Raw genomic sequence first — 20143 nt, 5'->3', positions numbered from 1 at the left:
CCGCCGTCATGTTTGAACAATTGGGATTGATCGGCTGCGGGCTCATGGGCGGCTCGTTTGCGCTGGCCATGAAGAAGGCCGGCCTCGTCAAGCGCGTGGTGGGCTACAGCAAGTCGCCTTCCACCACCGACCGCGCCCGCCAGATGGGCGTGATCGATGTCGAGGCCCCCTCCGCCTTGCTGGCCGTGGCCGGTGCAGACATCGTGCTGGTGGCCGTGCCCGTGGCCGCCACCGAAGCCACGCTCAAGGCCATCAAGCACCTGGTCACCCCCCAGATGCTGATCATGGACGTGGGCTCCACGAAGGCCGACGTGGTGCAGGCCGCGCGCCGCGCCTTGCGCGACCAGGTGGGCTCCTTTGTGCCCGCACACCCCATCACAGGACGCGAAGTTTCGGGCGTGGAACATGCCGAGGCCGATCTCTACAGCGGGCGCCAGGTCATCCTGACCCCCACCGAGCGCACCTTCACCGCACAGCTGCAAAAAGCCCAGGAGATCTGGACAGCGCTGGGCAGCCGCGTCTCCAGCATGTCGCCCGAGTCGCACGATGCAGCTTTCGCGGCCGTCAGCCACCTGCCCCATGTGCTGGCCTTTGCCATGATGAACAGCATCACGGGCCAGGCACACGGTGACGACTTCCTGTCGCTGGCGGGCCCGGGGTTTCGCGACTTCACGCGCATCGCCGCCAGTGACCCCAAGGTGTGGCGCGACATCCTGCTGTCCAACCGCGAAGAGCTGATCGCCCAGTCCAAGCTGTTCCAGCAGGCGTTGCACACCCTGGAGCAGGCCATGCAAAAGGGCGATGCCCAGGCACTGGAAGACATGCTGACCCTGGCCAGCGAGACCCGTGCCCACTGGCGCATGGGGGCCCAAAGAACCTCCAAACAGCGCTGACCCGCCCACCCACTGCTGCGCCAGCGCGCACCACCTGCTCCCTAGCCCCCATGTTCAGCACCGCCTTCCTCGACCTTCCTGCGCTTGACGCTGCCGGAGGCGAAGTCCACCTGCCCGGCTCCAAGAGCATCTCCAACCGTGTGCTGCTGCTGGCCGCGCTGAGCAACGGCACCACCACCGTGCACGACCTGCTGGCGTCCGACGACACCCGCGTGATGCTTGATGCGCTGCGCCAGATCGGCTGCACGGTGGATGAAGCGGGCAGCACCGTGCACATCACAGGCCTGGGCGGCCGCGCACCCCAATCGCCAGCCCAGCTCTTCATGGGCAACGCCGGCACCGCCATGCGCCCCCTCACGGCCGCGCTGGCCTTGCTGGGGGGCGAATTCGAGCTGTCTGGCGTCCCGCGCATGCACGAACGCCCTATCGGCGACCTGGTGGACGCGCTGCGCCAGCTCGGCTGCCAGATCGACTACCTGGGCAACGACGGCTACCCGCCGCTGCGCATCGCCCACGCCGAAGGTGTGCCCGCCTTGGCGCTCGCCACCCCCATTCGCGTGCGCGGCGATGTGTCAAGCCAGTTCCTCACCGCCCTGCTCATGGCACTGCCCCTGGCAGCTGGCTCCCAGAACATCGTGATCGATGTGGTGGGAGAGCTCATTTCCAAGCCCTACATCGCGATCACGCTCCAGTTGCTCGCTCGCTTTGGCATCGTGGTCGAGCACCAGAACTGGCAGCGGTTCACGATTGCAGCGGGCAGCCGCTACCAGTCGCCGGGCGCCATCCATGTCGAGGCCGACGCCTCGTCCGCTAGCTATTTCATAGCAATTGGCGCAATCACATCAAGCGCCAGCGGCCAAAAAGGCATCAAAATTCAGGGCGTGGGCCTGGAGTCGATCCAGGGTGACATCCGCTTTGTCGAAGCGGCCCGTGCCATGGGCGCCGTGATCACCGGCGGCCCCAACTGGCTGCACATCCAGCGGGGCGAGCCTGGCCAGGGCTGGCCGCTCAAGGCCATCGACCTGGACTGCAACCACATCCCCGATGCCGCCATGACCCTGGCCGTGATGGCGCTGTATGCCGAGGGAACCACCACCCTGCGCAACATCGCCAGCTGGCGTGTGAAGGAGACCGACCGCATCGCCGCCATGGCCAACGAGCTGCGCAAGCTCGGCGCCAAGGTCGAAGAGGGCGCGGATTTCATCCGCGTGACCCCGCCCGCGCAACAGGCCGACTGGAAACCCGCCAGCATCCACACCTACGACGACCACCGCGTGGCCATGTGTTTCTCGCTGGCAGCCTTCAACCCGGCAGGCCTGCCCGTGCGCATCGAAGATCCCAAATGCGTGGCCAAGACCTTCCCTGACTACTTTGAAGCCCTGTTCTCGGTCGCGCAGACCGCCACGGACCATATCCCAGTGATCTGCATCGATGGCCCTACCGCCTCCGGCAAGGGAACGGTGGCTGCGGCTGTCGCACAGCGCCTGGGCTACCGGTTTCTGGATTCGGGCGCGATGTACCGTATCACCGCGTTGGCCGCCCTGCGCGCCGGCCTGGCCATCGATGCGGCCCACGAAGCCCGCATTGCGGCCATGGCCCAGACGCTGCCCGTGCGCTTCGAAAACGGCCGGGTGTGGCTGGGCAGCGACGATGTGACGGAAGCCATTCGTACCGAGGAGGCCGGCATGAACGCGTCCCGCGTCTCCGCCCTGCCCGCTGTGCGCGAGGCCCTGGTAGACCTGCAACACAGCTTCCGGCGCTTGCCCGGGCTGGTGGCCGACGGCCGCGACATGGGCACGGTGATCTTTCCAGAGGCCCCTCTCAAGGTGTATTTGACGGCCAGCGCGGCGTGCCGCGCCGAGCGGCGTTATAAACAGTTGATTTCAAAGGGTTTTTCGGCTAGTATCGAAGACCTTCGCGCAGATCTGGAAGCGCGCGACGCCCGGGACAGTACCCGCAGCGTCGCTCCTCTCAAGCCCGCGCAGGACGCTCTGGTCCTGGACAACTCCACCTTGACGATTGATGAAGCCGTCGAGCAGGTGCTGGCCTGGTGGCAGGAGCGCCAACCTTTCGCAGGGTCTGCGCAAGGTTGAAACGTGTGGGGCTTTCCGTCAAAAACGGGGCTCCGCAAGCAAGGCTGAAAGGCCCTGCAACAGGCCCACGCAACCCCTCTCGCGCGCCAGCGCACAGGTTGTGTGGATCGATAACCTAACCCGCGGTTCTACCGCAAAAAACCACCGCAAGCAGCTATAAAAACGGTAGCAATAGTGCTCCCGGAATCCTGTTTGTGGCAAGGAAACACATGTCCGAATCTTTTGCCGCCCTTTTTGAAGAATCTTTGACGCGCACGGAAATGCGCCCAGGCGAAGTCATCACCGCTGAAGTCGTGCGCGTCGAGCACAACTTCGTGGTCGTGAACGCTGGCCTCAAGTCCGAAGCCTACGTGCCGCTGGAAGAGTTCAAGAACGACAAGGGCGAAGTCGAAGTCCAAGTGGGTGACTTCGTGTCGGTGGCCATTGGCTCCATCGAAAACGGCTACGGCGACACCATCCTGTCGCGCGACACGGCCAAGCGCCTGGCTTCCTGGATGAGCCTGGAAAAGGCCCTCGAATCCGGCGAATTCGTCACTGGCACGACCAGCGGCAAGGTCAAGGGCGGCCTGACCGTCCTGGTCAACGGCATCCGCGCATTCCTGCCCGGTTCGCTGATCGATACGCGTCCGATCAAGGATCTGACGCCGTACGAAAACAAGACCATGGAATTCAAGGTCATCAAGCTGGACCGCAAGCGCAACAACGTGGTGCTGAGCCGCCGCGCTGTGGTGGAAGCCTCCATGGGCGAAGAGCGCGCCAAGCTGATGGAAACCCTGAAGGAAGGTTCCATCGTTCAAGGCGTGGTCAAGAACATCACCGAATACGGTGCGTTCGTGGACCTGGGCGGCATCGACGGCCTGCTGCACATCACCGACATGGCATGGCGCCGCGTGCGTCACCCTTCCGAAGTGGTGACGGCTGGCCAGGAAATCACGGCCAAGATCCTGAAGTTCGACACCGAAAAGAACCGTGTCTCGCTGGGTCTGAAGCAAATGGGCGACGACCCATGGATGGGCGTGAACCGCCGCTACCCACAATCGACCCGCCTGTTCGGCAAGATCACGAACATCGCCGACTACGGCGCATTTGTGGAACTCGAACCCGGCATCGAAGGCCTGGTGCACGTCTCCGAAATGGACTGGACCAACAAGAACATCGCTCCCGCCAAGCTGGTTTCGCTGGGTGACGAAGTCGAAGTCATGGTTCTGGAAATCGACGAAGACAAGCGCCGTATCAGCCTGGGCATGAAGCAGTGCAAGGCCAACCCATGGCAAGAATTCGCACAGGACACGAAGCGCGGCGACCGCGTCAAGGGTCCTATCAAGTCGATCACCGACTTCGGCGTGTTCGTGGGCCTGGCTGCCGGCATCGACGGCCTGGTGCACTTGTCTGACCTCTCGTGGAACGAAGCCGGCGAAGCCGCGGTTCGTAACTACAAGAAGGGCCAGGAAGTGGAAGCCATCGTGCTGGCCGTGGACGTGGACCGTGAACGCATCTCGCTGGGTATCAAGCAGCTCGACGGCGACCCATTCACCACGTTCGTGACCGTGAACGACAAGGGCCAGACGGTGACCGGCAAGGTCAAGACCGTGGACGCCCGTGGCGCTGAAATCGACCTCGGCGAAGACATCGTGGGCTACCTGCGCGCTTCGGAAATCTCCCGCGACCGAGTGGAAGATGCCCGCAACGTGCTCAAGGAAGGCGACGAAGTCACCGCTGTGGTGGTCAATGTGGATCGCAAGACCCGCAACATCCAGCTGTCGATCAAGCAAAAGGACATGGCTGACGAACAAGGCGCCATGGCCAACCTGAGCCAACAGTCCAGCCGCGAAAGCGCCGGCACGACCAGCCTGGGCGCCCTGCTGCGCGCCAAGCTGGACAACTCGGAAAAGTAAAGCGCTGACCCGTTAAACGGTCAGACAGCGGGCGCCTCGGCGCCCGCTCTTTTTTCAGCAAAGACCTGCCACCCGCAGTCCGCCTATGCCCCAAGACTCCATGACCCGCTCAGACCTCGTTGAAGAACTGGCCGCACGTTTTGGCCAGCTGACACACCGCGATGCCGAATACGCCGTCAAGACCATCCTGGACGCCGTGGGCGAAGCCCTCGTGCGCGGGCACCGCATCGAGATCCGGGGTTTTGGCAGCTTCTCGGTGAACCACCGTCCCCCCCGCATGGGCCGCAATCCACGCAGCGGCGAGGCCGTGGCCATTCCCGAAAAACGTGTACCCCATTTCAAGCCAGGCAAGGCCCTGCGCGAGGCCGTGGACAAGCGCACTGCCGAAATGGAAGAAAACTCCGGGGCAGCCGGCAGCACGTCCATTCAAAAATGATAGCTTCCAGCGCTTTATGGATAAGCGCCAGAGGCACATTTGATCTGAATTCTTATCCGGCAAGGGCCGTGCAGCCCCCCAGGCCCAAGCTCTTAGAATCGCCCCACCACTGGGGAGACCGATGAAATACCTCCTGTGGCTGCTCAAGGCAGCCATTTTTTTTACACTGTTTGCCTTCGCGCTGAACAACCAGCAGGACGCCACCGTGCACTTCTTCTTTGGCACGCAATGGCGCGCGCCGTTGGTGCTGGTGGTGCTGACGGCCTTCTCGGCCGGGCTCGCCGTGGGTGTGCTGGGCATGGTGCCGCGCTGGTGGAGGCACCGCGCCGCAGCGCGCCGCGCCCATGCAGCAGTGGCCGTGCCCACGCCCGTTGCCTCCCCCGCCGCAGCCACGACAACCCCCCCTGCACCGCCACCACCGCCAGACCTGCCTTCCGCCCATGGAATTTGACCTGACCTGGATCCTGCTGGGTCTGCCCGTGGCCTTTGTGCTGGGCTGGCTGGCTTCGCGTTTTGACCTGCGCCAGCTGCGCGCCGAAAACCGCCGCGCACCCAAGGCGTACTTCAAAGGCCTGAACTTCCTGCTCAACGAGCAACAAGACCAGGCGATCGACGCCTTCATCGAGGCCGTGCAGAACGACCCCGACACCTCCGAACTGCACTTTGCACTGGGCAACCTGTTCCGCCGCCGGGGTGAATACGACCGTGCCGTGCGCGTGCACGAGCACCTGCTATCGCGCGGCGACCTGAGCCGCACCGACCGCGAACGTGCCCAGCACGCACTGGCGCTCGACTTTCTCAAGGCCGGCCTGCTCGACCGGGCGGAAGAAGCCTTGCACCGCCTGGAAGGCACCCCCTTCGAGGCCCAGGCCCGCCTGGCGCTGCTGGCCATTTATGAGCGTTCACGCGATTGGCCCCATGCCGCCACCATTGCCCGCAAGATGCACGACGCCGATCAGGGCGACTTCAGCACCCGCCAGGCCCACTACCTGTGCGAGCAGGCGCTGGCGCTGAGTGCACAGGGCGACCTTCCCGGCGCTCAGGCCTTGCTGGAGCAGGCCGTGGCCGCCGCCCCCGAGGCCGCCCGTGCACGCATCGAGCTGGCGCGGCTGCAGCGCCTCATGGGCCAGCCCGCCGCCGTGTTGGCCACCCTGAAAGTGCTGGGCGAGCGCAATCCCGCCGCCCTGCCCCTGGCCGCTCCGCTGATGGTCGAGGCGGCCACCGCCACGGGGCGCACGCCTGAAGTGCAGGCATTGCTGCAGGCCCACTATGCGCAGGCCCCTTCACTGGATGTGCTGGAGAGCATCGTGGCCATGGAGACCGCCAACGAGGCCACCCGTGGGTCCGCCCGGCAGCGCTACGTGCAGCACCTGGATAAGGAACGCTCGCTGGTCGCCGCCGCCAAATGGCTGGCCACCGAGAAGCTGGAGCACGAAGAATTTCATCCCCAGATCCAGCGTGCGCTGGAACATGCCGTCAAGCCGCTCACACGCTACCGCTGTGCGGCCTGCGGCTTCGAGGCACGCCAGCATTTCTGGCAGTGCCCCGGCTGCCAGACCTGGGACAGCTACCCCGCCCGCCGTGTCGAAGAACTCTGATAGGACTTGCGCAAACCGGGATGCAACAGAACCGCCTTGCCCTGGGGCAGTCCACGTGCCTGAGGCCTGTTTTGCGTAAGTCATGTCTGAAATCCTTCGGTCGTACCCCACCACGAACACCAGCAAACCAATCACCATGCTGAAAAAACTGCTCGCCCTCGTTGCCATGCTGTTTGCCGTGGCATCTTTCGCCGCCGTGGACGTGAACACGGCCACCGAGGCGGAGCTCGACGGCATCAAGGGCATCGGGCCAGGCCTGTCGGGCCGCATCCTGGAAGAACGCAGAAGTGCACCTTTCAAGGACTGGAACGACTTCGTCGGCCGCGTGGGTGGTGTGGGCCACAAAAGCGCGGTGAACTTCTCCAAGGAAGGCCTCACCGTGGGTGGTAAAAAGTACAGCGCAGCGGCGGCCGCCAAGGCCGAAGCGAAGAACCAGCGCGGCCACAAGAAACAGGCCCCGGCACAGGGCGCTGACCGCAAGGCCCAAGAGGGCCCAGGAAAAGATGCGGCGGCCCCTGTGACCCCGCCGCCAGAGTCCACTTCCGCCGCCAGCGCTAGCAAAAACTAAGCACGCACCGCAAGCTACAAGCCCGCCTCGGCGGGCTTGTTTTTTTGGGCCATGGGTTGCGCAACGGCAAGGCCTGGGCAGGGACTTTGGGGGGTGCCCCTAAAATTGTTCGCGCATGCCCCTGATCACCCTCATCCTCCTCCCCTTCATCGGCAGCCTGCTGGCAGCGGTACTGCCCGCCAATGCCCGCAACACCGAGTCCACGCTGGCAGGCCTGATCGCCTTGTTCTGCACCGTGCAGGTGGCGCTCTACTTTCCCGAGATTGCCGATGGCGGCGTGCTGCGACAGGAGTTGGCGTGGCTCCCCGCCCTGGGCCTGAACCTCGTCATCCGCATGGATGGCTTTGCATGGATGTTCAGCATGCTGGTGCTGGGCGTGGGCAGCCTGGTGGTGCTGTATGCGCGCTATTACATGTCAGCGGCCGACCCGGTGCCGCGCTTTTTTGCGTTCTTTCTGGCGTTCATGGGGGCCATGGTGGGCGTGGTGCTGTCGGGCAACATCCTCCAGATTGCGTTCTTCTGGGAACTGACCAGCCTGTTTTCCTTCTTGCTGATCGGCTACTGGCACCACCGCAAGGATGCCCGGCGCGGCGCACGCATGGCGCTGACGGTGACAGGCACGGGCGGCCTGTGCATGCTGGCTGGCATGCTGGTGCTGGGCCACATCGTCGGGAGCTACGACCTCGATCACGTGCTGGCCGCAGGCGCGCTGATCAAGGCGCACCCGCTGTACCTGACCGCGCTGGTGCTGATCCTGCTGGGCGCGCTGACCAAAAGCGCGCAGTTCCCTTTTCACTTCTGGTTGCCCCATGCCATGGCCGCGCCCACGCCCGTTTCGGCGTACCTGCACTCGGCCACCATGGTCAAGGCGGGTGTGTTTCTGATGGCGCGCCTGTGGCCTGCGCTGGCGGGCACCGAGGAGTGGTTCTGGCTGGTGGGTGGCGCGGGCCTGTGCACCTTGCTGGTGGGTGGCTATGCGGCGATGTTCCAGAACGACCTCAAAGGCCTGCTGGCGTATTCCACCATTTCGCACCTGGGCCTCATCACCTTGCTGCTGGGCCTGAACAGCCCGCTGGCCGCTGTGGCCGCCGTGTTCCACATCATGAACCACGCCACCTTCAAAGCCTCGCTGTTCATGGCCGTGGGCATCGTGGACCATGAAAGTGGCACGCGGGACATACGGCGGCTCTCCGGGCTGCGCAAGATGATGCCCATCACAGCCACCCTGGCCATGGTGGCCAGTGCTGCGATGGCAGGCGTGCCGCTGCTCAACGGCTTCCTGTCCAAGGAAATGTTCTTTGCCGAAACGGTGTACGTGAACACCACGCCGATGCTGGAATGGCTGCTGCCCGTGGCCGCCACCGTGGCGGGCATGTTCAGCGTGGCGTATTCGCTGCGCTTCACGGTCGATGTGTTCTGGGGCCCGCCCGCCACCGACCTGCCGCGCCCGCCCCACGAGCCGCCGCACTGGATGCGGGTGCCGGTCGAGCTGCTGGTGCTGGCCTGCCTCGTGGTGGGCACGCTGCCTGCCTGGTCCGTAGGCGCCTACCTGGCCGCAGCCGCGCGGCCGGTGGTGGGGGGCGAGCTGCCCACCTACAGCCTGGCGGTCTGGCACGGGTTCAACACACCGTTCGTGATGAGCCTGGTGGCCCTGGGCGGGGGCATCGCGCTGTATGCCCTGCTGCGCTGGCAGCGCGAAAAAGGCGTGCTGGATGCGCCACCGGTCATGCACCACATCAGCGGCCAGCGGCTGTTCGAAGGCACCCTGGCGGCCGTCACCCAGTGGGGCCGCCATGGCCGCCGGATGCTGGGCACCGGGCGCCTGCAATGGCAGATGCTGTGGCTGGTCAGTGCTGCGCTCGTGGCCTGCGTGCTGCCCCTGTGGGCACGGGGCCTGCCTATTGGCGACCGGGCGCAGCTGCCGCTGTCTCCGGCCTTCGCGCTGCTATGGCTGCTGGGTGGGCTGTGCGCCATGGCGGCGGCCTGGCAGGCCAAGTACCACCGGCTGGCGGCGCTCACCCTGTTGGGCGGTGCGGGGCTGTGCGTGTGCCTGACCTTCCTCTGGTTCTCGGCCCCCGACCTGGCGCTCACGCAGATCGTGGTGGAGGTGGTCACCACCATCCTCATCCTGCTGGGCCTGCGCTGGCTGCCGCGCCGCGACGAAGCCCTGCGCAAGCCCACGCTGGCCGAAGAGCGCCGCACCCAATTGCGCCGCTACCGCGACATGGCGCTGGCACTGACCACGGGCGCGGGCATGGCCCTGCTGTCGTTTGCCATGATGAGCCGGCCCTTCCCCGACAGCACCTCGACCTTCTTCCTCGAGCGCGCGCTCAGCGAAGGCGGCGGCACCAACGTGGTCAACGTGATGCTGGTGGACTTCCGGGGCTTCGACACCTTTGGCGAGATCGTGGTGCTGGGCATCGTGGCGCTCACGGTGTATGCGCTGCTGCGGCGCTTTCGGCCCGCGCGCGAGGTGATGGACCTGCCGCCCCAGCAACGCGCCCTGCCCGCCGACGTGGACACCGACCTGTCCAATCCGCGCCAGACCGCCGACACCGCCGTGGGCTACCTCATGGTGCCTGCTGTGCTGGTGCGGCTGATGCTGCCGTTTGCCACGCTGGTGTCCATGTACCTGTTCATGCGCGGCCACAACGAGCCCGGCGGCGGCTTTGTGGCCGGGCTGGTGTTCTCGGTGGCGCTGCTGCTGCAGTACATCGTCTCGGGCACGTCATGGGTCGAGGCGCATCTGCCCCTGTACCCGCGCCGCTGGATCGGCGTGGGCCTGCTGGCCGCGCTGGCCACCGGGCTGGGCGCACTGGCCTGGGGCTACCCGTTCCTGACCAGCCACACGGCCCATTGGCACCTGCCGGTGGTGGGCGAGGTCCATGTGGCCAGCGCACTGTTCTTCGACATCGGCGTGTTCACGCTGGTGGTGGGCTCGACCATGCTCATCCTCACCGGCATCGCCCACCAGTCGGTGCGCAGCCACCGCTACAACCATGCGCGCGCCTCGGATGAAGCGCAGACCACCGCAGACGCTGCCACCACACAGGGAGAAAGCCCATGGAACTGATTTTGGCCCTGGCCATCGGCGTGCTCACCGGCTCGGGCGTGTGGCTGCTGCTGCGGCCACGCACCTTCCAGGTCATCATGGGCCTGTCGCTGCTGTCGTATGCCGTCAACCTGTTCATCTTCAGCATGGGCCGCCTGGGCCTGGCCATCGACAAGGAACCTGTGCTGCAGCCGGGCCTGCCGCAGGACCTGGCCCACTACGCCGACCCCATGCCCCAGGCCCTCACGCTCACGGCCATCGTGATCGGCTTTGCGATGACCGCCCTCTTCCTCGTAGTGCTGCTGGCATCGCGCGGCATGGCGGGCACCGACCATGTGGACGGCACGCGCGCCAAGGATGCGCAGGAAATGCCGTGATGAAGAACACCCCCCTAAGGCGCTGCGCGCCTTCCCCCCGCTCTCGCAGTGCTGCGCACTGCGGGCAGGGGGACGCAGCCCTCGCTGCGGGGCGGCCCTTGCTTGGCTGCCCTGGCCTGGGGCGCGCCAGTTTCATGCGCTGCGCCATGGACTTCTGGGGCGCTTCCCACTCTCGCTGCGGGGCGGCCCTTGCTTGGCTGCCCTCGCTCGGGGCGCGCCAGTGTTGTGCGCAGCGCCTTGGACGAACCACATGACATCCATGCAACTTCTTCTGGAGCGGTTGATGCCGCACCTGATCCTGGCGCCCATCGCGCTGCCCATGCTCACGGCCGGGCTGATGCTGCTGCTGCGCGAAGAGCGCCAGCGCACCAAGGTCACGCTCAATATCGTCTCCACCTTTCTGGGCCTGGTGATCGCAGTAATGCTGCTGGTGCAGGCCAAGGACCCGGGCCTTCCAGGCAGCCTGGGCGTGTACCTGCCCGGCAACTGGCCCGCGCCGTTTGGCATTGTGCTGGCCATCGACCGGCTGTCCGCGATGATGCTGGTGCTGGCCAGCACCGTGGCACTGGCCAGCGTGCTGTTCTCGGCCGCACGCTGGCACCGGGCGGGCGTGCACTTCCACCCGCTGTTTCAGTTCCAGCTCATGGGGCTGGCGGGCGCGTTCCTCACGGCTGACCTGTTCAACCTGTTCGTGTTCTTCGAGATCATGCTGGCCGCGTCCTACGGCCTGCTGCTGCACGGCTCGGGCCGCCCGCGTGTATCGGCGGGGCTGCACTACATCGCCATCAACCTCGCAGCCTCGTCGCTGTTCCTGATCGGTGTGTCGATGCTCTATGGCATCACCGGCACCCTCAACATGGCCGACCTGGCCCAGAGCGTCGCCGGTGTTGCGCCCGCAGACCGAGGCCTGCTGCACGCGGCAGCGGCCGTGCTGGCCGTGGCCTTCCTCATCAAGGCCGCCGTGTGGCCTCTCAACTTCTGGCTGGTGCCTGCCTACAGCGCGGCCACCGCGCCGGTGGGCGCACTGTTTGCGCTGATGACGAAGGTGGGGGTGTACAGCGTGCTGCGGCTGTGGACGCTGTTGTTTGGCCCCGAGGCCGGAGACTCGGCCCAGTTTGGCAGCCAGTGGCTGATTGGCGGCGGCATGCTCACGATGGCCTTCGGTGCCATCGGCATGCTGGGCTCGCAGCGCCTGGGGCATCTGGCGGGCTTCGCGGCCATCCTGTCGTCGGGCACGCTGCTGGCGGCCACCGGCTTTGGGCAGACCCTGCTCACGGCCGGGCTGCTGTACTACCTGCTCAGCTCCACGCTGGCCGTGAGCGCGCTCTTCCTGCTGGCCGACCTGATCGACCGCTGGCGCAACGATGGCTCGAACCTCGCCCCCTACGAGCAGACGGACGATGCGCCGTTCCTGTCGGCCGATCTGGTGCCCACCGAAGGCATGAACCTCGATGACCAGGAGGAGGCGCTCATCGGCGAGGTGATCCCGGCGGCTGCCGCGTTCCTGGGGCTGGCCTTCATGGCCTGCACGCTGGTCATCGCGGGCCTGCCACCCCTGCCCGGCTTTGTGGGCAAGGTCGCCATGGTCCACGCATTGCTCAATCCCCTGGGGCTCGGGGCCTCTGCCGGGCTCCACCTGGGCGCTGCGGGCTGGATGCTGGTGGCCCTGCTCGTGGGGTCGGGCCTGCTCGCGCTGCTGGCGCTCACGCGTGCGGGCATCCGCCACTTCTGGGCGGCGCACGACCGCACATCCCCCAAGCTGCTCGTGCTGGAAGGCCTGCCCATCGCCCTGCTGCTGGTGGCCAGCGCGGCCCTGGTGTGGCAGGCGGGCGCCGTGATGCGCTACACCCAGGCCACGGCCGACGCGCTGCATGCGCCGTCCACCTACGTGCGCGCCGTGATGACCACCACCCCGGTGCCCAACCCGCCCCACGCGGACGCGCCTGCCCCCCAAGGAACCACGCCCCCATGAAGCCCCGCAACCCCCCCGTGCAGCGGCCGTTCAAACGCCTGGTGCCCGCCCCCGTACTCTCGCTGGCGCTGCTGGTACTGTGGCTGCTGCTCAACCGCAGCCTGAGCGCGGGCCACATCGTGCTGGGCACAGCACTGGCGCTGGCCATCCCGCTGCTCACGGCCGGGCTGCGCCCGCTGCCCGTGCGCATCCGCAAACCCGCCGCCGTGCTGCGCCTGGCGCTCACGGTGATGGCCGACACCACACGTTCCAACCTGGCCGTGGCACGACTGCTGCTGGCGCCGGGCCGCCGGCGGCACCCCTCGGGCTTTGTGCACATTCCGCTGGAAGTGCGCGACCCCAACGCGCTGGCCGTGCTGGCGATGATCGTCTGCATCACCCCCGGCACGGCCTGGGCCGAGCTGTCGCTGGACCGCAGCGTGCTGCTGCTGCATGTGCTGGAGCTGGACGACCCCGCCACGGTCATTGCTGATGTGAAGCAGCGCTACGAAGCCCCTTTGATGGAGATCTTTGAATGACCCCTGTCCTCGACTGGGCCTTGCCCATCGCCCTGTTCATGCTGGCCCTGGCCATGGGCTGCGCGCTGATCCGCCTGCTCAAGGGCCCTTCCGCACAAGACCGGGTGCTGGCGCTCGATTGCATGTACCTGAGCGGCATGCTGGTGATGCTGGTGCTGGGCCTGCTGTACGGCAGCAAGAACTACTTCGAGGCCGCTCTGCTGTTGGCGCTGTTCAGTTTTGTCGGCTCGATGGCCATGGCCAAGTTTTTGCTGCGTGGCGAGGTGATCGAATGACCGAAGCCGCCACCTCCGTGTTGCCCCTGTGGCTCGAAATCATCGTGGCCGTGCTGGTGCTGTCGGGTGCGGCGCTTGCGCTGCTGGGCTCCACCGGCCTGCTGCGCCTGCCCACGTTCTTCGAGCGCGTGCACGCGCCCGCCATCATCGCCACGCTGGGCTGCTGGCTGATCATGCACGGCACGGTGCTGTACTTCTCGGTGGCCGACCGCAGCCTGGCGCTGCATGCGCTGTTGATCGCCGTGTTTGTGGCGATCACGGTGCCCATCATGTCGATCTTCTTGATGCGCGCGGCACTGTTCCGCGCGCGGCAGATGGGGCTGAATGTGCCGCCCAGCCTGAGCCAGCCCAAGGCGCCATCCGAAACCGAAGACTCCTGAATTAATAGCTTCCAGCGCTTTATGGATAAGCGCTAGTTGCCATTTTCATCCCTATTTTTGACCTGAAGACCCGAATCCACCGCCGCCCGGCGTGTGGATTTCAAACACATCGCCCGGCAGCATTTCGGCTTGGCCGATGTGGTCCAGCAGCTCCACACGGCCATCGCTGCGCACCACCTTGTTGATGCCCACGGCCCCCGGCTGGCCGCCCGCCATGCCAAACGCGCCATGGTGGCGGCCGTTCGACAGGATGCTGGCCGTCATCGGCTCCAGAAAGCGCACACGGCGGATGCCACCGTCACCGCCCTTCCACTGCCCGGCGCCGCCCGAGCCCTTGCGGATCTCGTAGCCCTCCAGCCGCACGGGGAAGCGGAACTCCAGCACCTCGGGGTCCGTCAGGCGCGAGTTGGTCATGTGGCATTGCACGACGCTGGTGCCTGCAAAGCCACCGGTGAGCTGCCCGTTGGTATCCCACACGCCGCCCGCGCCGCTGCCCCCCGAGATCGTCTCGTAGTACTGGTAGCGCGTGCTGCCAAAGGTGAAGTTGTTCATGGTGCACTGCCCCGCCGCCATCAGGCCCAGTGCGCCGTACAGCGCATTGGTGATGCAGGTCGAAGTCTCCACATTGCCCGCCACCACCGAGGCTGGCGGGTTGGGGTTGAGCATGCTGCCCGGCGGGATGATGACGTTGAGCGGCTTCAGGCAGCCCGCGTTCAGCGGAATGTCGTCGTCCACCAGCGTGCGGAACACATACAGCACCGCCGCCATGCACACCGCCGTGGGCGCGTTGAAGTTGTTCGTCTGCTGCGCGCTGGTGCCGGTGAAGTCGATGGTGGCGCTGCGGCTCTTGGCATCCACCTTCACGGCCACGCTGATCTGCGCGCCGTTGTCCAGTGGCAGCGTGAACGCACCGTCCTTCAGGCGCGTGATCACGCGGCGCACCGATTCCTCGGCGTTGTCCTGCACGTGGTTCATGTACGCCAGCACGACGTCGAGCCCGAACTCGCCCACCATGCGGCGCAGCTCCTGCTGGCCCTTCTCGTTGGCGGCGATCTGCGCGCGCAGGTCGGCCATGTTCTGTTGCGGGTTGCGGGAGGGGTATTCGCCGCTTTCCAGCAGAGCAATCATCTCCACCTCGCGCAGCACACCGCGCTCCACCAGCTTCACGTTGTTGATCTGCACGCCCTCTTCTTCGATGCGGGTCGAGAACGGCGGCATGGAGCCCGGCGTGGTGCCGCCCACATCGGCGTGGTGGCCTCGGCTGCCGACGTAGAACGTGGGCTCGGCGTTGTCCACCAGGTAGACCGGCGTGATCACTGTGATGTCGGGCAGGTGCGTGCCGCCGTGGTAGGGGTCGTTGAGCACGAACACATCACCCGGCTGCATGCGCCCGGCGTTGTCACGTATCACCGTCTTGATGCTCTCGCCCATCGAGCCCAGGTGCACGGGCATGTGCGGCGCGTTGGCGATGAGGTTGCCTGCGGTGTCGAACAGCGCGCAGCTGAAATCGAGCCGCTCCTTGATGTTCACCGAGTAGGCCGTGTTCTGCAGCTGCAGCCCCATCTGCTCGGCAATGTTCATGAACAGGTTGTTGAACACTTCCAGCAGCACCGGGTCCACCGTGGTGCCCACGGCATGCTGCACGGCGCGCGCCACGCGGCGGTTGAGCAGCAAGTGGTCCAGGTCGGTCAGCGCGGCCTCCCAGCCGGGCTCCACGATGGTGGTGGCATTCTTCTCGGCAATGATGGCCGGGCCGGGGATCACGTCGCCGGGGCGCAAATCCTCGCGCACCACCAGGACCGCGTCGTGCCAGGCGGCCACTCCATCCACACCACCGGTGTACATGCGCACGGTGCTGCGGCGCGGCACCTCGCGCGCGGGCTGCATTGCGTGGCGCGGCTCCACCGGTGCGTCGCCGGGCACCACGGCCTCGACCGACACAGCCTCCACCACCAGGCCCTTGCCCTGCATCAGGAAGGCAAAACGCTGGCGGTAGGCGTTCTCGAATGCGGCGGTGATCTCGGCCATCGAACCCAACGGCACGATGAGCGCCGAGTCGCTGCCCTCGTAACGGACGTGCACACGGCGGTGCACCACGGCTGTGCCACGGCCCGACTGCTGGCGCTCCAGCTCGGTGCGCGCGGTGGTGGCGAGTTGGTCCAGCGTGGTTTCAATGCCAGCGAGCGCGTTTGGCACGAGCCTGGTTTCCACCGCCTGTTCGCGGATCACGTTCTGGTCGGCCAGGCCCATACCGTAGGCGCTGAGCACCCCCGCCAGCGGGTGCACAAACACGCGTGTCATGCCTAAAGCATCGGCCACCAAACACGCATGCTGGCCGCCCGCGCCGCCAAAGCACTGCAGCGTGTAGCGCGTCACGTCGTAGCCGCGTGCCACGCTGATCTTCTTGATGGCATTGGCCATTTGCTGCACAGCGATCTGAATGAAGCCGTGGGCTACATCTTCGGCCTTACGCCCAGTCTGCGTGGCGAGGGCATCAAATTTCTGCACCACAGCATCGCCGTCCAGCGCCTCGTTGGCGCCGTGGCCAAACACCTGTGGGAAATGCGCGGGCTGGATCTTGCCCACCATCACGTTCGCATCGGTCACGGCCAGCGGGCCGCCCCGGCGGTAGCTGGCGGGGCCGGGGTTGGCGCCCGCGCTTTCGGGGCCCACACGAAAGCGCGCACCGTCAAAGCCCAGGATGGAGCCGCCGCCGGCCGCCACGGTGTGGATACTCATCATGGGCGCGCGCATGCGCACACCGGCCACCTGCGTCTCGAACTCGCGCTCGAACTCGCCCGCGTAGTGGCTCACATCGGTGCTGGTGCCGCCCATGTCGAAACCGATGACCTTGTCGTGGCCCGCCAAACCGGCGGTGCGGGCCATGCCGACGATGCCGCCTGCGGGGCCCGACAGGATCGCGTCCTTGCCCTGGAACACCTGCGCATCGGTGAGGCCGCCCGACGATTGCATGAAGAACAGCTTCACGCCTGGCATTTCGCTCGCCACCTGGTCCACATAGCGGCGCAGGATGGGCGACAGGTACGCATCCACCACCGTGGTGTCGCCCCGGCTCACCAGCTTCATCATGGGGCTGGTGGCGTGGGATGCGCTCACCTGCGTAAAGCCCACTTCGCGCGCAATGCGGGCGGCGGCTTCTTCGTGTGCGGTGTAGCGATAACCGTGCATGAACACGATGGCCGCGCTGCGCAGGCCCGCGTCGTAGGCCGCCCACAGGCGTTCTTTCAGGTGGGCTTCGTCCAGCGGCTCGATCACCTCGCCCCGTGCACCCACACGCTCCTGCGCCTCGATCACGCGCTCGTACAACAGCTCGGGCAGCACGATGCGCCGGTCAAACAAACGCGGGCGGTTCTGGTAGGCGATGCGAAGCGCATCCTTGAAGCCCTTGGTGGTGATGAGCAGCGTGGGCTCGCCCTTGCGCTCCAGCAGCGCGTTGGTGGCCACGGTGGTGCCCATCTTCACGCACTCGACCAGCTCGGGCGTCACCGCCTCGCCGGGCTTCAAACCCAGCAGGTGGCGGATGCCCGCCACAGCGGCGTCCTTGTACTGCTCGGGGTTCTCGGACAGCAGCTTGTGCGTGACCAGGCTGAACGAACCATCCGGGTTGGGCCGCCGGCCCACCACATCGGTGAAGGTGCCGCCCCGGTCGATCCAGAACTGCCAGCGGGACATGGGCGAAACTTGGTGGGACATGAATCACTATCTTTTTGATAGCTATTAGCGCTTATTGAATAAGCGCTAGAGCATGGTTTTCTTCAAATATCTGGGCACAGATCACAGGGACGCGGCCGAACGCGCCGCCTGGTCGTACATGCCCGAGAGCACACGCAGCAAACGGGCCAGCTCGCCGATGTCGCGGTTCAGCGCGTCGTCGGCCTGCAGCGCATCGATGAGGCAGCTTTCGCGAATCTCACGGTAGCGCTGCACGTAGGCGCGGCCCACATCGGTGGCAGCGTAAGTCACTTCCTTGCCGTTTTTCTGCGACGCGACGACGCCCAGGTTCTGCAGCTTCTTGAGCGCGTAGTTCACCAGGTGCGTGTCCTCCACGTTCATGATGAAGCAGATGTCGGCCAGGCGCTTGTCGCGCGCGCGGTGCGTCACATGGTGCAGAACCAGCACATCGAGCGGCGTGAGGTCCTTGAGGCCGGCCGCCGACATGCAGTGCGCCACCCAGCGGTGGAAGGCGTTGCCCGCCACGATGAGCCCGAACTCGAATTCGCTCATCTCGGCACTCTGCGCCGATACGAGGTGCGCTGACGACACGATGGGGCCGGAATCGCCCTTGGCCTTGGACGCGGATTTCATGATGGACAGCAGAGCCTCGGAGAAAAAAGGAAAACTGGCACGGGATATGCAATGGCGATTGTAGGCAGCATGACAATGATTTGTTGGCAATTTGTCAGCGTTTAGGCAAAACACCTATGCCGTGGCCCCTTGCTTTATATACAGTGGCTTACCCCCACGATCCACCTTGCGGAGCACTCCATGAAGCGTCGAATTTTCCCCGCCACAGCCCTCTGCCTGGCAATGGCCTTTGGTTTCACTGCCACCTCGGTCATGGCCCAGACCAAATGGGATCTGGCCGCCGCCTATCCGGTCAGCAATTTCCACACCGAGAACCTGATGCAGTTCGCCAAGGACGTGGACGCGGCCAGCGCGGGCAAGCTCAAGATCACCGTGCATGCCAACGCCTCGCTGTTCAAGGCCAACGAGATCAAGCGCGCAGTGCAAGGTGGGCAGGCCCCCATGGGCGAAGTGCTGCTGGGCAATTTTGAAAACGAAAACCCGCTGTACGGCGTGGACGGAATCCCCTTCCTGGCCACCTCGTATGCAGACTCCAAGCGCCTGTACGACGCCCAGAAAGCCTCGCTGGACCGGTTGCTGGGCACGCAGGGCATGAAGCTGCTGTATGCCGTGGCGTGGCCACCGCAGGGCATCTACTCGAAGAAGGAACTGGCCTCGGTGGCCGACCTGCGTGGCATCAAGTGGCGCGCCTACAGCCCCGCCACGGCCAAGATCGCCGAGCTGATCGGTGCGCAGCCGGTGACCATCCAGGCGGCCGAACTATCACAGGCGCTGGCTACGGGCGTGGTCGAGGCCACCATGACGTCCGGCTCCACCGGCTATGACAGCAAGATCTACGAAAGCATCAAGCTCTTTCATGACACCCAGGCCTGGCTGCCAAAGAACGCGGTCATCGTGAACAAGAAGGCTTTTGATGCACTGGACAAGCCCAGCCAGGACGCCCTGCTCAAGGCATCGGCCGAGGCCGAGTCGCGCGGCTGGAAGCTCAGCGAAGAAAAGACCGAGTGGTACAAGAAAGCCCTGGTCGAGAAGGGCATGAAGATTGTCACCCCTGCCCCCAAGCTGATGGCCGACATGCGGCAGGTGGGCGAGATCATGCTGGGCGACTGGGTCAAGAAGGCCGGCCCCGAGGGTGAAGCCATCATCGCCGCCTACCGCAAGAGTGCCCCCGCCGCCGCCGCCGCACCGGCCAAGAAGTGACCATGCTGCGCCGCTGGCTCGACCGCATCTACCTCGCTGCCGGCGCCGTGGGTGCCGCGTTCATCGCGCTGATCTGCGCGCTCATGGTCGCGCAGAGCATCATGCGCGAACTGGGGCTGCGCACGGGCGCCATCAACGACATCGTGGCGTGGTTCTGCGCAGCGGCCGCCTTCCTGGCCATGGCCCATGCCTTCAAGCACGGTGACTTCGTGCGCGTGACGCTGCTGCTGGAAAAGCTGTCCCCGCGCCGCTGCCGCCAGCTCGAGGTGGTGTCGCTGGCCATCGGGTCGGTGGCCGTGGGCTACCTCATGTGGGCGGCCTGCAGCTACACCTATGAGAGCTGGGAGTTCAACGACATCTCGCAGGGCCTGCTGCCCATGCCGCTGTGGATTCCGCAGCTGAGCTTTGCGCTCGGATCCATTTTGCTGTGGGTGGCCGTGGTCGATGAATTCATCATCGTGCTGCGCGGCGGCGTGCCCACCTTCGTGCGCGCCGTCGAAGAGCGCCATGCCAAGGGCGATTTTTCCTCTGACATATGAAGCCCCCCTGAGGCGCTGCGC

Annotated in this window: 17 protein-coding genes; 15 read left to right on the top strand and 2 right to left on the bottom strand. The window is 65.7% G+C overall.

Annotation, left to right across the window (positions count from 1 at the left end):
* Positions 1-8: 8 nt before the first annotated feature.
* The 13 genes from ASE39_RS06840 (at position 9) to mnhG (ending at position 14057) form a co-directional block, all read left to right on the top strand.
* On the top strand, positions 9-893 hold the full coding sequence (locus tag ASE39_RS06840; protein WP_010465746.1) for a prephenate dehydrogenase/arogenate dehydrogenase family protein: 885 nt from the start codon (positions 9-11) through the stop codon (positions 891-893).
* Between the two features lie 50 nt (positions 894-943).
* Positions 944-2986 carry a bifunctional 3-phosphoshikimate 1-carboxyvinyltransferase/cytidylate kinase gene (locus ASE39_RS06835; RefSeq protein ID WP_057270634.1) on the top strand — a complete coding sequence of 681 codons (2043 nt, stop codon included), beginning with the start codon at positions 944-946 and terminating at the stop codon, positions 2984-2986.
* Between the two features lie 209 nt (positions 2987-3195).
* On the top strand, positions 3196-4881 hold the full coding sequence (rpsA, locus tag ASE39_RS06830; RefSeq protein WP_010465748.1) for a 30S ribosomal protein S1: 1686 nt from the start codon (positions 3196-3198) through the stop codon (positions 4879-4881).
* A gap of 85 nt (positions 4882-4966) precedes the next feature.
* A complete protein-coding gene (locus ASE39_RS06825; protein WP_010465749.1) occupies positions 4967-5317 on the top strand; it encodes an integration host factor subunit beta in 351 nt (116 codons plus the stop codon).
* 121 nt (positions 5318-5438) lie between these two features.
* On the top strand, positions 5439-5768 hold the full coding sequence (locus tag ASE39_RS06820) for a LapA family protein (protein WP_010465750.1): 330 nt from the start codon (positions 5439-5441) through the stop codon (positions 5766-5768).
* Entirely contained in the window at positions 5758-6915 is a 1158-nt protein-coding gene (gene lapB / locus ASE39_RS06815) for a lipopolysaccharide assembly protein LapB (protein ID WP_057270633.1), read from the top strand. Before ASE39_RS06820 ends, lapB begins: the two co-directional genes overlap by 11 nt.
* A gap of 136 nt (positions 6916-7051) precedes the next feature.
* Complete coding sequence (locus tag ASE39_RS06810; RefSeq protein WP_057270652.1) at positions 7052-7483, top strand: helix-hairpin-helix domain-containing protein; 432 nt, start codon at positions 7052-7054, stop codon at positions 7481-7483.
* Positions 7484-7598: 115 nt separating this feature from the next.
* Positions 7599-10556: a monovalent cation/H+ antiporter subunit A gene (locus ASE39_RS06805; RefSeq protein ID WP_057270632.1), complete on the top strand. Its 2958-nt coding sequence runs from the start codon at positions 7599-7601 to the stop codon at positions 10554-10556.
* On the top strand, positions 10547-10912 hold the full coding sequence (locus ASE39_RS06800) for a Na+/H+ antiporter subunit C (protein WP_010465754.1): 366 nt from the start codon (positions 10547-10549) through the stop codon (positions 10910-10912). The genes ASE39_RS06805 and ASE39_RS06800 overlap by 10 nt, the downstream gene beginning before the upstream one ends.
* A gap of 259 nt (positions 10913-11171) precedes the next feature.
* Positions 11172-12884, top strand: a complete 1713-nt coding sequence (locus ASE39_RS06795) for a monovalent cation/H+ antiporter subunit D (protein WP_242421372.1) — start codon at positions 11172-11174, stop codon at positions 12882-12884.
* Positions 12881-13402 (top strand): Na+/H+ antiporter subunit E, encoded by a 522-nt coding sequence (locus tag ASE39_RS06790; protein ID WP_057270630.1) that lies wholly within the window; start codon positions 12881-12883, stop codon positions 13400-13402. The genes ASE39_RS06795 and ASE39_RS06790 overlap by 4 nt, the downstream gene beginning before the upstream one ends.
* Positions 13399-13677, top strand: a complete 279-nt coding sequence (locus tag ASE39_RS06785) for a K+/H+ antiporter subunit F (protein ID WP_010465757.1) — start codon at positions 13399-13401, stop codon at positions 13675-13677. Before ASE39_RS06790 ends, ASE39_RS06785 begins: the two co-directional genes overlap by 4 nt.
* The gene (mnhG, locus tag ASE39_RS06780) at positions 13674-14057 is read left to right on the top strand and encodes a monovalent cation/H(+) antiporter subunit G (RefSeq protein WP_057270629.1); all 384 of its coding nucleotides are present in this window, start codon (positions 13674-13676) and stop codon (positions 14055-14057) included. The genes ASE39_RS06785 and mnhG overlap by 4 nt, the downstream gene beginning before the upstream one ends.
* A gap of 51 nt (positions 14058-14108) precedes the next feature.
* On the opposite strand, the gene ASE39_RS06775 is transcribed toward mnhG, so the two are convergent.
* Both ASE39_RS06775 and ASE39_RS06770 read right to left on the bottom strand, forming a co-directional pair.
* The gene (locus ASE39_RS06775) at positions 14109-17771 is read right to left on the bottom strand and encodes a hydantoinase B/oxoprolinase family protein (RefSeq protein ID WP_057270628.1); all 3663 of its coding nucleotides are present in this window, start codon (positions 17769-17771) and stop codon (positions 14109-14111) included.
* Positions 17772-17852: 81 nt separating this feature from the next.
* Entirely contained in the window at positions 17853-18383 is a 531-nt protein-coding gene (locus ASE39_RS06770; RefSeq protein WP_057270627.1) for a winged helix DNA-binding protein, read from the bottom strand.
* A gap of 180 nt (positions 18384-18563) precedes the next feature.
* On the opposite strand from ASE39_RS06770, the gene ASE39_RS06765 reads away from it, so the two are divergent.
* Entirely contained in the window at positions 18564-19583 is a 1020-nt protein-coding gene (locus tag ASE39_RS06765; protein ID WP_057270626.1) for a TRAP transporter substrate-binding protein, read from the top strand.
* 2 nt (positions 19584-19585) lie between these two features.
* The gene (locus ASE39_RS06760; protein WP_057270625.1) at positions 19586-20122 is read left to right on the top strand and encodes a TRAP transporter small permease subunit; all 537 of its coding nucleotides are present in this window, start codon (positions 19586-19588) and stop codon (positions 20120-20122) included.
* Positions 20123-20143 lie beyond the last annotated feature (21 nt).

Origin of the sequence: Acidovorax sp. Root267, assembly GCF_001429215.1 — a bacterium.
GTDB lineage: Bacteria > Pseudomonadota > Gammaproteobacteria > Burkholderiales > Burkholderiaceae_C > Acidovorax > Acidovorax radicis.
Note: the sequence above shows the minus strand (reverse complement) of the source record. Positions and strands in the feature narration are given on the sequence as shown.

Excerpts from the sequence above, each read along its gene's own strand:
- ASE39_RS06810 (WP_057270652.1), top strand. The coding sequence starts at position 7,052 with ATGCTGAAAAAACTGCTCGCCCTCGTTGCCATGCTGTTTGCCGTGGCA.
- ASE39_RS06770 (WP_057270627.1), bottom strand. The coding sequence starts at position 18,383 with ATGAAATCCGCGTCCAAGGCCAAGGGCGATTCCGGCCCCATCGTGTCG.
- ASE39_RS06820 (WP_010465750.1), top strand. The coding sequence starts at position 5,439 with ATGAAATACCTCCTGTGGCTGCTCAAGGCAGCCATTTTTTTTACACTG.
- ASE39_RS06775 (WP_057270628.1), bottom strand. The coding sequence starts at position 17,771 with ATGTCCCACCAAGTTTCGCCCATGTCCCGCTGGCAGTTCTGGATCGAC.
- ASE39_RS06825 (WP_010465749.1), top strand. The coding sequence starts at position 4,967 with ATGCCCCAAGACTCCATGACCCGCTCAGACCTCGTTGAAGAACTGGCC.
- ASE39_RS06800 (WP_010465754.1), top strand. The coding sequence starts at position 10,547 with ATGGAACTGATTTTGGCCCTGGCCATCGGCGTGCTCACCGGCTCGGGC.
- rpsA (WP_010465748.1), top strand. The coding sequence starts at position 3,196 with ATGTCCGAATCTTTTGCCGCCCTTTTTGAAGAATCTTTGACGCGCACG.
- ASE39_RS06785 (WP_010465757.1), top strand. The coding sequence starts at position 13,399 with ATGACCCCTGTCCTCGACTGGGCCTTGCCCATCGCCCTGTTCATGCTG.
- ASE39_RS06840 (WP_010465746.1), top strand. The coding sequence starts at position 9 with ATGTTTGAACAATTGGGATTGATCGGCTGCGGGCTCATGGGCGGCTCG.
- ASE39_RS06795 (WP_242421372.1), top strand. The coding sequence starts at position 11,172 with ATGCAACTTCTTCTGGAGCGGTTGATGCCGCACCTGATCCTGGCGCCC.
- ASE39_RS06835 (WP_057270634.1), top strand. The coding sequence starts at position 944 with ATGTTCAGCACCGCCTTCCTCGACCTTCCTGCGCTTGACGCTGCCGGA.
- ASE39_RS06805 (WP_057270632.1), top strand. The coding sequence starts at position 7,599 with ATGCCCCTGATCACCCTCATCCTCCTCCCCTTCATCGGCAGCCTGCTG.
- ASE39_RS06790 (WP_057270630.1), top strand. The coding sequence starts at position 12,881 with ATGAAGCCCCGCAACCCCCCCGTGCAGCGGCCGTTCAAACGCCTGGTG.
- ASE39_RS06765 (WP_057270626.1), top strand. The coding sequence starts at position 18,564 with ATGAAGCGTCGAATTTTCCCCGCCACAGCCCTCTGCCTGGCAATGGCC.
- lapB (WP_057270633.1), top strand. The coding sequence starts at position 5,758 with ATGGAATTTGACCTGACCTGGATCCTGCTGGGTCTGCCCGTGGCCTTT.
- mnhG (WP_057270629.1), top strand. The coding sequence starts at position 13,674 with ATGACCGAAGCCGCCACCTCCGTGTTGCCCCTGTGGCTCGAAATCATC.
- ASE39_RS06760 (WP_057270625.1), top strand. The coding sequence starts at position 19,586 with ATGCTGCGCCGCTGGCTCGACCGCATCTACCTCGCTGCCGGCGCCGTG.